The sequence below is a fragment of the Paraburkholderia mimosarum LMG 23256 = NBRC 106338 genome (assembly GCF_000739815.1).
Classification (GTDB): domain Bacteria; phylum Pseudomonadota; class Gammaproteobacteria; order Burkholderiales; family Burkholderiaceae; genus Paraburkholderia; species Paraburkholderia mimosarum.
Genome location: NZ_BBJJ01000042.1, coordinates 50903 through 63321, shown reverse-complemented (window position 1 = coordinate 63321; position 12419 = coordinate 50903). Strand labels below are relative to the sequence as shown.

12 protein-coding genes are annotated in these 12419 nt (G+C 64.7%); 3 read left to right on the top strand and 9 right to left on the bottom strand.

Features of this window, described 5'->3' with window-relative positions; translation table 11 throughout:
• Nucleotides 1-115: 115 nt before the first annotated feature.
• The 5 genes from BMI01S_RS25125 to BMI01S_RS25105 all read right to left on the bottom strand — a co-directional run bounded on the left by BMI01S_RS25125 (nt 116) and on the right by BMI01S_RS25105 (nt 5181).
• A complete protein-coding gene (locus BMI01S_RS25125) occupies nt 116-1159 on the bottom strand; it encodes a CgeB family protein (RefSeq protein ID WP_028231826.1) in 1044 nt (347 codons plus the stop codon).
• Nucleotides 1160-1373: 214 nt separating this feature from the next.
• On the bottom strand, nt 1374-3353 hold the full coding sequence (gene rpoD, locus BMI01S_RS25120; RefSeq protein ID WP_028231827.1) for an RNA polymerase sigma factor RpoD: 1980 nt from the start codon (nt 3351-3353) through the stop codon (nt 1374-1376).
• 415 nt (nt 3354-3768) lie between these two features.
• Entirely contained in the window at nt 3769-4026 is a 258-nt protein-coding gene (locus tag BMI01S_RS25115; RefSeq protein WP_028213853.1) for a hypothetical protein, read from the bottom strand.
• Between the two features lie 131 nt (nt 4027-4157).
• On the bottom strand, nt 4158-4595 hold the full coding sequence (locus tag BMI01S_RS25110; RefSeq protein ID WP_042290918.1) for a GFA family protein: 438 nt from the start codon (nt 4593-4595) through the stop codon (nt 4158-4160).
• 244 nt (nt 4596-4839) lie between these two features.
• Nucleotides 4840-5181, bottom strand: a complete 342-nt coding sequence (locus BMI01S_RS25105; protein WP_028213855.1) for a helix-turn-helix domain-containing protein — start codon at nt 5179-5181, stop codon at nt 4840-4842.
• Nucleotides 5182-5260: 79 nt separating this feature from the next.
• Here BMI01S_RS25105 and BMI01S_RS25100 point away from each other — a divergent pair, with 79 nt between their 5' ends.
• Nucleotides 5261-6157, top strand: a complete 897-nt coding sequence (locus tag BMI01S_RS25100) for a hypothetical protein (protein ID WP_063619609.1) — start codon at nt 5261-5263, stop codon at nt 6155-6157.
• Between the two features lie 448 nt (nt 6158-6605).
• On the opposite strand, the gene BMI01S_RS25095 is transcribed toward BMI01S_RS25100, so the two are convergent.
• Nucleotides 6606-7865 carry a LysR family transcriptional regulator gene (locus tag BMI01S_RS25095; protein WP_042290916.1) on the bottom strand — a complete coding sequence of 420 codons (1260 nt, stop codon included), beginning with the start codon at nt 7863-7865 and terminating at the stop codon, nt 6606-6608.
• 47 nt (nt 7866-7912) lie between these two features.
• Nucleotides 7913-8281 carry an FCD domain-containing protein gene (locus BMI01S_RS43190; RefSeq protein WP_238328022.1) on the bottom strand — a complete coding sequence of 123 codons (369 nt, stop codon included), beginning with the start codon at nt 8279-8281 and terminating at the stop codon, nt 7913-7915.
• Between the two features lie 395 nt (nt 8282-8676).
• On the opposite strand from BMI01S_RS43190, the gene BMI01S_RS25085 reads away from it, so the two are divergent.
• Entirely contained in the window at nt 8677-8970 is a 294-nt protein-coding gene (locus tag BMI01S_RS25085) for an antibiotic biosynthesis monooxygenase family protein (protein WP_028213857.1), read from the top strand.
• 100 nt (nt 8971-9070) lie between these two features.
• On the opposite strand, the gene BMI01S_RS25080 is transcribed toward BMI01S_RS25085, so the two are convergent.
• Both BMI01S_RS25080 and BMI01S_RS25075 read right to left on the bottom strand, forming a co-directional pair.
• Nucleotides 9071-10534, bottom strand: coding sequence for a sensor histidine kinase (locus BMI01S_RS25080; RefSeq protein WP_081723496.1), 1464 nt, complete (start codon nt 10532-10534; stop codon nt 9071-9073).
• Nucleotides 10521-11186, bottom strand: coding sequence for a response regulator transcription factor (locus BMI01S_RS25075; protein ID WP_028213858.1), 666 nt, complete (start codon nt 11184-11186; stop codon nt 10521-10523). Before BMI01S_RS25075 ends, BMI01S_RS25080 begins: the two co-directional genes overlap by 14 nt.
• Nucleotides 11187-11345: 159 nt before the next feature.
• Here BMI01S_RS25075 and BMI01S_RS25070 point away from each other — a divergent pair, with 159 nt between their 5' ends.
• On the top strand, nt 11346-12395 hold the full coding sequence (locus tag BMI01S_RS25070) for an ABC transporter substrate-binding protein (protein WP_028231829.1): 1050 nt from the start codon (nt 11346-11348) through the stop codon (nt 12393-12395).
• Nucleotides 12396-12419 lie beyond the last annotated feature (24 nt).

Genomic DNA, 12419 nt, shown 5'->3' with positions numbered 1-12419 from the left:
GGGCTCCGGTAAAGCGCCGGACTCCTCCGTCACGTCGGCCCGGCCGTCGCGGCTTCGGTGGCGGCAGCGGCGCTGCCCGACGCAACGCGACGAGGTCGATCGCCCATCGCCTTTGCTACCGCCATTCGCTGATCGACGCGAGCAGCGACTGCACCCGGTGGTCGCAAGTGTGGTGCTGGGTGACTTCCCGGAAACCGTTCCCGCTGATTCGTAGACGCTCGTCTTCGTTGTCCAGAAGCCACCGCAGCTTGCGCTGCATGTCCTCGAGATCGTGATAGACGCACAGGTGTTCGTTATCGGCGAAATAGTTGTGGAGATCGAGGGCATTATCCGTCAGCAGGCATGACCCGCTGGCTAGAACCTCGAAATATCTCATGTTCAGCCCCAATCTCACCGTCCGGTCCGCATTGAGGACCACGCGGGCCCTGTTGTGAAGCGCGTTCAGTTGCGTGCCGAGGATCAGGTCTCCCTTGTGGATGCTGCGCAGCATATCGCGAGGTAACCGGCTTTTCTTGAGCCACGAATGCCCGTAAAGCGCGATGTTCTGAGTCACGTCGAAAGCGCTCGCAATGACCTGATCTCGCCACGGACTCCATGCTCCGACAAAGACCAGGTCGATTTCTTTCGCAGTGCCGGCAATCGGATAATGCTGACGAGCATTCGCACCATGCGGCAAGTAGCGTGCATCACGGCCGTGAGAAACGATCGCATCGACGACTTCGGGTGCGAATGCAAAGTAGAGATCGAAGCCTCGCGAGGCAGCCTCCAGATCGGACCAGTCGTTGCTTTGCTCGACCCACCAGCCGATCTTCACCACGTTTGAATCTCGCAGCTTGCAGATTTCCGCTCTTTTGCCATGAATGCAAAGAACGACATCGGGCTCAAATGCTGCCACTTCTTCGCTGAGCCGGGTCGCAAGATGGTTGACTTCACCAAGGCGGTGCTGTCGGAATAAATCCGTGCCTCTCGGGACGAGGCGAAGCGTACGGGCGAGCTTGTTTATCCTGCGAAAGACGTAGCGCGAAACCCAGTGGATCTGTTCCTCAATGATGAAGGTCTTCGCTTCTACGCCAGCCCTGTCGAAAGCATCGGCGTAGTCATCGGCCAATGGTGGAAGGCGGGGATGCGCGATCAGGATTCGCGAGATCGTCTTCGTCATAAGTGTTGAACAGTGCCTATGTGAGTTTTCGGGCGAGGCACACGGAAGTCACGGTAGTGTCTCAATATAGCGGTCCATTGCGCGGCCGTCACGCCGACGCTATACCGACCGCTCTTGCCAGAGACGCCGCAAAATCGCCGTTGCGCAAAACAAAAAGCCCGTCACGCAAGTGACGGGCTTTTCCCGCTACAGCTGCAAAAAGCGTAGCAACGGCTTAACGCTCGAGGAACGGCCGCAGCTTGTCGGCACGGCTCGGGTGCATCAGCTTGCGCATGGCCTTGCTTTCGATCTGGCGGATACGCTCGCGCGTCACGTCGAACTGCTTGCCCACTTCCTCGAGCGTATGATCCGAGGTCGTGTCGATGCCGTAGCGCATCCGCAGCACCTTGGCTTCGCGCGGCGAGAGCGCCTTGAGCGCCTCGTCGATTGCTGCGCGCATATTCGCGTGGATCGCGGCGTCTGCCGGCGAAGCCGAACCTGCGTCCTCGATCATGTCGCCGAGCGTCGCATCGCCATCGTCGCCCACGGGGCTTTCGAGCGAAACCGGTTGCTTGGCGATCTTGAGGATGCCGCGCACCTTCTCTTCGGTCATGCCCATGCGCGCGGCGAGATCCGCCGGATGCGCTTCCATGCCCGTTTGCTGCAGGATCTCGCGCGAAATGCGGTTGAGCTTGTTGATCGTTTCGATCATGTGGACCGGCACGCGGATCGTGCGCGCCTGATCGGCCAGCGCACGCGTGACGGCCTGACGCACCCACCACGTCGCGTACGTCGAGAACTTCCAGCCGCGGCGATATTCGAACTTGTCCACCGCCTTCATCAGGCCGATGTTGCCTTCCTGAATGAGGTCGAGGAACTGCATGCCGCGATTCACGTACTTCTTTGCGATCGAAATCACGAGACGCAGGTTGGCCTTGACCATCTCGCCCTTGGCCTGACGCATCTTCGATTCAGCGACGGTCATGCGGCGGTTGATCGCCTTGATCTGCTGCAGCGACAGCGATGCCGCCGCTTCGATGTCGGCGAGCTTGCGCTGCTCGGACTGAATCGCCGGCAGGCTGCGCTCGATCGCGGGGCCGTACTTGCTCGACGCCGCGGCGGCGCGCACAGCCCAGTCCAGGTCGGTTTCGTGGCCCGGGAACTGCTCGATGAAGGCTTCGCGCGGCATGCCGCAGCGATCGACGACGATGGACAGCACGTTGCGCTCGATCGCGCGAATCTGCGCAACCTGATCGTGCAGCAGCGTGCACAGGCGATCGATCGTGCGGGCGGTGAAGCGGATCGGCGCGAGTTCGGTCTGGATGTCGGCGCAGATCTGCATTTCCGCTGCCGACGCACGCGCATCCGCGTCCGCCGTGCACGCCATCTGCTCGTACAGCGCGCGAACGCGTGCGAAGATGGCGAGGCTGTCCGCCTTCAGTTGCGCAAGCAGGGCTTCGTTGGCCTTGCTGTTGTCGCCGCTGTCGTCTTCGTCATCGCTCGAGTCGTCCGATTCTTCTTCGTCTGATGCCTGCGCTTCGATCTCTTCGCCGCCGTCGGCTTCGGCCACGGCCGGTTCCTGCGCGGCCTCGTCGCTGCCGATGCCGTCGACGAGCTCGTCGATGCGCATTTCGTCAGCCGCGATACGGTCAGCGTCGGCGAGGATCGTCGCGACGATCGACGGGCATGCCGCGATTGCCTGGATCATTTCCTGGAGGCCGTCTTCGATGCGCTTGGCCACTTCGATTTCGCCGGCGCGCGTAAGCAGCTCGCTCGAGCCCATTTCGCGCATGTACATGCGCACGGGGTCGGTGGTGCGGCCGAATTCCGAGTCGACGGTGGAGAGCGCGACTTCGACTTCCTCGTCCGCCTCGTCGTCGGCCTGCTGGTCGGCGCGGGAATCTTCGTTCAGGAGCAGCGTGTCGGCGTCGGGTGCCTGCTCGTAGACCTGCACGCCCATGTCGTTGAACGTGGCGACGATCGTTTCGAGCGCGGCCGTCTGCGCGAAGTTGTCGGGCAGATGGTCGTTGATATCCGCGTGCGTGAGGTAGCCGCGTTCACGGCCGAGCTTGATGAGCGCCCGCATTTGATGCTGGCGTTTTTCGAGTTGCGAGCCTGCGTCCACTGGAGTCGTATCGCCGGTCCTGTCTTTCGACGAGCGGCGTGCGGGGCGGGCAGACGAGGTCAGCGCGTCGTCCCGGTCATGGCTTGTCAATACATTCTCCTCGAAGGGATAGCCCGACAAGGGCAAAAAGGGTCACGCGCCAGCGGCGTGGCGTCCTGGCGATGACGAAATTGCAGGGGAGTTGGGCGGGGGCGCACGCCGGTCCCGCCAAGCGAGCGCCAAACGCCTGGAGGCGTGGCAGCCTGGATTTTCGTGCAATGCAGAAAGACCGCGTATGGTAGTGCGTTACGGCATGCGAGGCAACCCGAATCGTCGTGTTTGCGGCACATCGCCGCTTTGAGGGTCGAATCGTTTGGCAACGCTCCAACTGACGTACTTCCTACGTGAGTCGCTTAGACCAATTTTCAAGCCATTGGTTCGCCCGTTTTTCGCGTCCGACGGACACACGAATCGTTCCCCGTTAGCCGATCGTGCGCTCGCAGCCTTCGCCCGTGCAGGGTTCCCCTCACGCACGAATCGCGACAATACGTTGAACGCGTTTGCCAGAAGACCGGTTGACTGAGCGCTCGTCGAGCGCAATGGCGGTGCCCTGGAGCGCATCGTTCACGAGTGCCCGATCGAATGCGCTATACAGGCGTCCAGCGGCGTCGCGCGCACTTTCGCCCAGACGCGCGTAGAGGTCGTCGGGCGCGGGCTGGTTTGCCCATTCGGCCGCGAAGTTCCCGGCGCGGCTCGTGTAAGTCTCGATCGTCGTGAGGTCCATATGGGGCTCGCAGTCCACGGGGACAAGAGGAAACGATGTCCCGAGACTAGCCCATCGGCACGACGGCGGGCAGTCGTGTGGCGATACCGGTATGGCCGCTCCTATGCTCACCTGTTCGCGGCCCCGGGGCGTCAGGGCGGGAATTCATCGTATTGCGGCAGCGAGCCGGCGATTTCGAACCACGGCGCTTTCGAGCTCACGAACATATGGGCGCTTGGGCGGATATCCGGCGTATCGAGCAGTGTGCCGAGCGTCACGTGAACATAAGCGCCTTCGCGCACGACCGAATAAAGCAGTGAGCCGCAGCGGCCGCAATGCACGTCGTGGGCGCCTGGTGGATCGCCGTAGATCATTGTCCGGCCTTCTCCCTCGGTGAGGCGAAGTGCCGCGCTTTCGATGCCCGCAAACGGCTTGAACGCCGAACCTGTGGCACGGCGGCACTGCGAGCAGTGACAGATGAAGGCGTAGCGAAATGCGTTCTTGACGGCATAGCGCACGGCGCCACACAGGCACTGGCCGCGCAGCGTTGCGGGGGAATTCGCGTGGGTGCGTGCGGTGTCGGCGGACATGCGGATGCGAGGGTGAAGTGGCCAATGTCAAAACTTGCGATGGGCGATTGCCCAGTGGGCGTCATCATCATACGTACGGTGACGCATACGGGCAGAAAAAAGCCAAGGTCACCACATATGGGGATTTGACCGCCAGCCACAGCCTCCGCCCGGGGCGCGACGCCCCTGGAAGCCCCGCAAGCACAGCAAAATTCCCATAAACGGTTACCTTTCGCGCTTTCTCACAGTGCCCCGCTTCTCACGCCTAACCCGGCCTTTCCCTCAGTTCCTTCAATCCCTTGATCACGAGCAGCAGCGCGCGGCCGTGCTCTTCTGAGCCGTCCCATGCCTCGACGATCGCGTTGCGCAGCAATTCGTTATAAGCGGCCGCGTGCCGCCCAGCAGGCGGAGCCTTCACGCCATAGAAACTGCATAGCTTATTGAATGACGCACTCCGACGGATGCGCCGCCCGTTCGACGTGCGAAGGCGCGAAACCGTAGGCTGGCTGACGCCAGAAAGCCGCGCAATCTCGCTGGCAGAGCGTGAGTCGTCCGTTAGCCGCCGCAGCAGTTCCTGCACCGGGAAAAAAGTGTCTGGGGCTTCCATGTCATGCATTATACCTATACAGTAATGGTTATTGAATTGCTTGCCGGAATCGGCGGGCAGCTGCATTCCGAGGAAGCCGATGGCACTGAAACACCTACCGCCCACCTTCTGCTGGTCCCGTATCGCACCCGAGGCAGGCGTTGATCTCACCACGCTCGTGGTGCGCAAGGAGTGGGAGCGCCGGCTGGGAGGCGGACGTTTTCTGTGGGGCATCGGCCAGTCGCTCGGGAGCAGCGCGCAAGTCGCCGCGCTGCGCACGGGCTCGCTTCTCGCCTTGTTCTCGCCGTCGGCAAGCCGTCCGCGCGCGACGCAAGACAAGTGCGGCAAGCGCGCCGGCGTGGTCGTCTGGAATGCGTGGATCGACGCAAGCGGCCAGGTGCGCCAGCTTCCACCGCACGTATTCGTCACGAGCGGCGCCACGCTGCCCTCGGGCGCCGCACGCGAGCACTACTACGCGCTCGTCTGCGTCTCGCCTGCGGAGCTCAGCGTCGGCAACTCGCTGCGCGTGTTCCCCCAACGCCTGCGCAGCGTGAGCACGGCGAAGGCGCCAAGGCCTTCACAGGGCACGGTCGTCGTGGATTGCGTCGAGCGCGCCGCGGAAGCGGCCGGCAAGAGCCATCCGCTCGTGTTCACGGCGGAGCTGGAGGCGCCGTATTTCGTGCGCCTCACGCAACCCACGCCTGTGAAGGCGCGCGACCTCGCGGCCATTCACGAGGCGTCGCGCATGGGCGACTTCGAAACGTACGCGGAACTCACGAAGCGGGTGCGCAGCCAGGCGTGCGCGCAGCAGGCGCGCGGCTTCACACGCGATCTCTTCGATGCGCCGCCTGCCGAGCACACGGCGTCTTTGCGTCATGGCGGCGCCCGAACGCGCCACCTCTCCCGGGTGCCCGACTGGACGCAGCTCACGATGGAGCTCTTCCACGGCGATTCGCATCCGTTCACAAGAGGCCGCGGGAGACCAACGCTTTTCTGAGGCGAGCCCGAACGTCTACGAGATATTTCGCGCCCGGTTGCAGGGGAGACGACACGTGGCTCGAGACGGCGGCTGTGCGAAAGATCGTGATTCGCCCGCTGGTTGTGGGGCCGGAAACGGTGAACGCGACACGGGGGCGAACATCGTTGTCGTCCAACGTTGCGCGCTCAACCATGCGTCACGCTGCGCAACTAGCGATAAGCAAATTCGATGCCTTTGACAGTCCTTTCATTGGTTCGCGAGGCGCGCCCAAAACCTTCGTGATGATCGACGTCTGGTGAACCGGAAATGACTGAAAAATCGATGCTCGTGGTGAGCGAGCACAGCGCGGATCGTTCTGGCAACGAAACCCTTCAGCACTCTCCCGTCGCGCGCTGGATTCTTCTCGCTGAAATGACAACGAGCGCCCCCGGGGGCGCTCGTTCTACGTCGAACCCGCGCGCCGCGCTCAACCGGTGCGCCGACCCTCCACCACGCGCGTTCCTGGCGCGACATCCATCACCGCGAGTCGGATCGCGTCGATCAGTGCGCGTGCGGCGGGCGAGGGCGAGCCTTGTGCGCGCAGCGTGAGCCCGATGTCGCGGCGCGTGTGCTGCAGCGGCACGTCGAGAATCACGAGCTGGCCTGACTCGATTTCATAGTGCAACTGCTGCGCCGAAAGCGCCGTGATCATGTCCGTTCCGAGCAGCAGGCCGCGAATCACGGCGAGATCGGCGGTTTCGACGGTCGGCATGGGCGGCTTGAGTTTCGCGCGCCGGAACTGCGCCTCCACGAGCCCGCGCGAGGGCGAATGGGTACGCGAAAGAATCCACTGCGTATCACGCAGATCGTTCAGCGTCAGCCCGTGCCGTTTCGCGAGCGGATGGTCGCGCCGCGCGAGCACCACCATATCCTCGGACATCAACCGCTCGTTGGAGAGGCCGCTTGCTGCATCGTTCTCGCGCAGCGCGCCGAGCACGAAGTCCACGTCGCCCGCGCGCAAGCCCGCCACCAGCAGTTCATAGGCGCTTTCGTCCGTGACCACGCGCACGCCCGGATGCTGCGCGCAAAGGCGCGCAATGGCGGCCGGCAGGATCAGCGTGCGGCCGAGCGGTAGTGCGCCTACCGTCACCGAGCCCTGGATATTGCCGTGGAGCGCGGCGATATCGTCGGGCACGTGGCGCAGTTCGTTGAGCGCGCGCCGTACGTGCAGCAGGAAGGTTTCGCCCTCGGCCGTGAGCAGCACACCGCGCGGCCCGCGATGGAACAGCGTGACGCCCGAGCCGCTTTCGAGCACGCGCATGGCGCTGCTCACCGCGGGCTGGCTTATGCCGAATGCATTGGCCGTGCTCGGCATGTGGCGGTGCCGCGCCAGCGCGACGAAAAGCTGCAGCCGGCGCGTATTGAGTAGATACGCGGGCAGCGTGCCCTCGCTCAACGCGCGGCGGCGCGCCTGGCGTGCCGCGCACCACTGCGCGAGCTCTTCGAGTTCGCCGAAAATGCGCGCGCAGCGCTCGAGCACGACGCGGCCTACGGCCGTCGGAAGCATGCCCGAAGGCTTGCGCTCGAAGAGCGGCGCGCCAAGCGCAGTCTCCAGCTCCTGCACCGAGCGCGTGACGGCCGACTGGGCGCGGTAGAGGGCCGAAGCGGCGCGCGTGGCGCTCCCGGTGTCGGCAACGAGGCGAAAGGCGCGCAGATGCGCGAGATTCAGGAGTTCGGGCTGGCTCACGTCTCGATCATGTCGTTTTGGGTGGGAAACGTGCCGTGTCTCATGCGTCAACCGCGGCCTTGACGGCGCTCAGGTGCAGGCGGTCGACCGGGAGATTCAGGCTCTCCTTCGAAAATGTGCGTGTGCTCTTTCATCAGCGCCTCGACGCGCACGCCTTCGCCATTCACGAGCGCGCCCACGATGGCGTGATGCTGGCGGTGGGCATACGAGAGCATCATGAACTGGCGCTCCTGCGCGGTCTTGTCGAACACCACCGTGCCCGGCGCGACGAACGGAAGCTTGTCGTTGAGCGCGAGCGCGGTGCTTACCGCGAGATTGTGCGCCGCTTCCACGATCATTGCGTGGAAACGGCCATTCGTCGCGGCGTAGCGCGTCTCCCCCCTCGCTGTCGAGCGGGCCGGCTGCGAAAATCGCATTGCCTTCGACCTTCGCGCAGCTGCGCCTCGACGAGCCGTTCCCCGGGTGCGAACTTGCCGGAAAGGATGCGCGTGCGTAGCGCCTGCAAAAAAGCTTTGCGGCGCGCGGGCTCGAGAGTTCGGCGATGGGGTGGCGAAGCACCTCGTTTCAGAAGCGCGCTGCGCAACGCAGTCGTTTGACGCGGCCCGACCGTTTGATCGGGTGCCCCCTGTTTCCATCTCCTGTCGCTCGGCCCCCGCTGCCTGACGACGCCCAGGAACCGGGTTATGCTGGCAACCGTCCGTAGTTCGCGGATGGCGAACGCGGCAATGGGCATACGTCGTCCCGGGTTGATCGAACGCCTGAACAGAACGGCATGCAGCAGCAAATCAACGTGAATCACAAGGAGAACAGGATGGTCTACGAGATGGCGCATATCACGGTGAGCGCCGGCAAGAACGCCGAATTCGAGGCAGGCGTGGCGCAGGCGCTGCCGCTGTTTCACCGCGCGCGCGGTTGCCGCGCCGTGGAACTGCAGCGCAGCGTCGAAGAGCCGAATCAGTATGTGCTCGTCGTGCAGTGGGATACCGTCGAGGACCACATGGTGCACTTTCGCGAGTCGGCGGACTTTCAGGCGTGGCGCAGCCTCGTCGGCCCGTACTTCGAAAAGCCGCCCGTGGTCGGGCATACGCAGGTCGTGGTGAAGTAACGCGCTGCGAGCGGCCGTCGTGTGCGTTCTACGACATCTGTACGGCGGTCGACGCGCTGACGCCCGCCGTGCGCGAACTGGCGCTGCCGCGATCACATGATCATGGAGCGGTGTTGCGCAACGCCGCTCCGGCTGACTTCTGTGGATCGCCGTTCTCGATCCCGATTTGCGCACTTTCCGTCGAAGGAAACGTCAGCACCACGGCAAACCCCCCATCGGCGGGAAACGCGAAACCCACGCGCCCGCCGTGCGCTTTCATCACCTCCTGCACGATCGCGAGCCCGAGTCCGGAACCGGTAGTGCGCTCCGCACCTTCCTGACCCAGACGTTCGAACGGGCGCAGCGCCGCTTCCCAATCTTCGCGCGCAATGCCGCGGCCGTTGTCGGTCACGGTCAGCGTGACGGCGTCGCGCAAGGCGCGGATGGTCACGACGATATCGTCGGCCTTGCCATGCAACAGCGCGTTGTGCAGCACGTTCGAGAGCGCTTCCTGCAAGCTCACCGGATCGCCGGCAATCCAGACCTGCGGCGCATTGCTTTCGAACGCCACTTTCACGTCGCGCTCGTCGGCGAGCGGAATCGTGCGGCCCAGCACTTCTCTCGCGAGCTTCGCCAGATCCACCCGCTGCAGCGGCACGACTTCCGTGCGATGGATCACCATCGCGTGATTGAGCAACTGGCCGGTGAGCCGGCCGACGTCCGAGCAAGTCGCGCGCAAGGCTTCGAGCCGCGCGGCCTGGCGCGTGGGATCGGATTCGGTGCTGAGCAACTCGATCTGTGCATCGAGCCGCGCAATCGGGGTGCGCATCTGATGCGCGGCATCGGCGATGAACCGCTGCATCGCAGTCATGCGCTCCGCGAGCCGGCCGATCAGCCCGTTGATGGCGCCTATCAGCGCGTTGATCTCGCTCGGCGTGTCGTGCGCCACGGGCCGCAGATCGGCCGGGTCGCGCGCTGCGATGATTTGCTCGATCTGCGCGAGCGGGCGCAAACCGCGCCGGATCGCAAGGCCGCTCGCGCCAATGGCGAGCACGCTCATCAGCACGATGAGTGTCCACACCTTGAGGCTCATGTCGTTCGTGAGCTGCTGCCGCGCGTGGGTGGTCTGGGCGACCGTCACGACCGCCCAGCCGGGCGGGTGGGCATCGGGCATGTAGCGCGCGATGGTCGCCGTGCGCACGCGCTCGCCCTGATAGTGCCCGTTCGCGAACGCGGGACCTTGCCGCGCGCTCAGGACGCTGGGCGGACCGGGCAGGTCGCCGTAGCCCGCCACCACGACACCGCGTGCGTCGACCACCCGGTAGTAGACGACGTCATAGCGCGAGAGCGAGGAGAGCGCGGCCACCGGCGGATTGAGCGCGAGCACGCCGCCCTGCACGTACAGGTTTTCGGCGACCTGGATCGTTGCGCCCGCAAGCAGTTGATCGTACGCGCGCTCGGATGCGACGCCCGCGTAGTACCGGGCGATGCCCGCGAGCGCCGCCGCGCCCGACGCCACGACCAGCGCGACGAAGAGGAGCGTGCGGCCGAGCAGCGTTTTCGGGAACCAGTCAAAGCGCGGCAATTTGATATCCCATGCCGCGCGCCGTGCGGATTTCCACCGAGCTGCCCTGCAGCTTCTTCCGTACGCGCGTGACGTATTGCTCGACGGCGTTCGCGCTCGGCTCGTTGCCATAGCTGAACAGCTGGTTCAGCAGTTCCTCTTTGGGGAAGATGCGCTGCGGGCGCGTGACCAGGATTTCGAGCAGCGCGAACTCCTGGCGCGAGAGCGAAAGCGGTTTGCCGTCGAGTTCGGCAAGGCGGCTGCTGCGGTCGATCGCAAGGCCGCCGAGCCGCACGACATCGTTCGCGTGCCCGCTGTTGCGGCGCAAGAGCGCCTGCACGCGCGCTTCGAGTTCGCGATAGTCGAACGGCTTGACGAGGTAGTCGTCGGCCCCGAGTCCGAGGCCGCTCACACGGTCGTCGATGGCCGAGCGCGCGGTAAGGAGCAGCACCGGAGTCGCGGAGCCCGCCGCGCGCAGATTGCGCAGGATCGCGAAACCGTCCATGCCGGGGAGCATGACGTCGAGCACGACGAGGTCGAAGCGCTCGATGCCCAGCAGGCTGTTCGCCGTGCCGCCGTGCGCTTCGAGGTCCACCGCGTGCCCGAGGCGCGTGAGGCGGCTCGCGATCGCCGCGCCGATTTCCGCGTCGTCCTCTACCACCAGAATGCGCATGATGCTGTTCCTGCCGAAATCTTCATGGGTCCGATTGCGGGTTTTCCCGAGGTCTGCACTCAACGTTTTCTCAGCATTTTCTCAGACTCGCCCGGTAACCTCGCGAACCATGGAAGATGCAGCGACATGATTACGACACGAACCAAAGGAGACGGCAACATGCGACCGAAGTCGCCACGGCGGCCTTCGCTGCGGCGGCGCGCCCTCGTCGCCGCAGGGCTTGGCGCGGCCGGCATGGGCGCCGCGCTCGCGCCTGTGTGGGTCAACGCTTCGACGCGCACGGTACGCATCTCGAAGGGCTACGGTCTGCTGTATTTGCCGCTGCTCGTCATGGAGAAGGCACGGCTTTTCGAGCGGCACGCCGCCCGCCAGGGGCTGGCGGGGGTGGGCGTGCAATGGGTGCTGCTCGACGGCGGCAATTCCGTCGACGACGCCATGATGGCCGGCACGCTCGACTTCGCGGCCGTGGGCGCGCCAGGCTTCATCGTGCTGTGGGCGCGGGCGCGGGGTATTCCGAACGTCGAGGTGATCGGCATCAGCGGTCTCTCGGCCACCTCGCTCTCGCTCAACACGAACCGGCCGCAGATCGACACGCTGCGCGACTTTACACCCGCCGACCGCATTGCCGTGCCCGGCATCCGCACCTCGCTCTCGGCCGTCGTGCTGCAGATGGTCGCGAGCAAGCTGCTTGGGCCGCAGCACTTCGCGCAACTCGATTCGATCACGGTCGGCATGCCGCATCCGCAGGCCATGCAGTCGCTGATCCGGCGCGAGGGCGGCATCACCGCGCACTTCGCGTCGCCGCCATTCTCGACGCTCGAATTGCAGCAGCGCGGTATTCGCCGCGTGGTCGATTCGGTCGACGTGCTCGGCCCGCTGACACTCGACGTGGTGTTCGCGCCCAAGCGCCTCGTCGACGCCGAGCCGGCGCTGGCGCGCGCGTTCCTTGGCGCGCTCGACGAAGCGAACCGCCTGATCGCGCAGAACCCGCAGGCCGCCGCGCAGATCTACGTCGCCTCATCGGGATTCGGCATCTCGCGCGAGCACGTGGTGCAGACGCTCGCCGCGCCGGAGTCGCGCTTTTCGGTCTGGCCCGAGCAACTGATGGAGTACGTGGACTTTCTTTACATGGTGGGCACGATCAAGGCCAAACCGCGCACGTGGAACGAGATGTTCGTGCCGATGCTCGGGGAGTTCCGCCCGTCGTAGCGAACCCCGCAACCATGGACAACA

Coding starts and splice junctions, on each gene's coding strand:
- BMI01S_RS25125 (WP_028231826.1), bottom strand. CDS start 1,159: ATGACGAAGACGATCTCGCGAATCCTGATCGCGCATCCCCGCCTTCCA.
- BMI01S_RS25115 (WP_028213853.1), bottom strand. CDS start 4,026: ATGGACCTCACGACGATCGAGACTTACACGAGCCGCGCCGGGAACTTC.
- BMI01S_RS25110 (WP_042290918.1), bottom strand. CDS start 4,595: ATGTCCGCCGACACCGCACGCACCCACGCGAATTCCCCCGCAACGCTG.
- BMI01S_RS25105 (WP_028213855.1), bottom strand. CDS start 5,181: ATGGAAGCCCCAGACACTTTTTTCCCGGTGCAGGAACTGCTGCGGCGG.
- BMI01S_RS25100 (WP_063619609.1), top strand. CDS start 5,261: ATGGCACTGAAACACCTACCGCCCACCTTCTGCTGGTCCCGTATCGCA.
- BMI01S_RS43190 (WP_238328022.1), bottom strand. CDS start 8,281: ATGCGATTTTCGCAGCCGGCCCGCTCGACAGCGAGGGGGGAGACGCGC.
- BMI01S_RS25085 (WP_028213857.1), top strand. CDS start 8,677: ATGGTCTACGAGATGGCGCATATCACGGTGAGCGCCGGCAAGAACGCC.
- BMI01S_RS25075 (WP_028213858.1), bottom strand. CDS start 11,186: ATGCGCATTCTGGTGGTAGAGGACGACGCGGAAATCGGCGCGGCGATC.
- BMI01S_RS25070 (WP_028231829.1), top strand. CDS start 11,346: ATGCGACCGAAGTCGCCACGGCGGCCTTCGCTGCGGCGGCGCGCCCTC.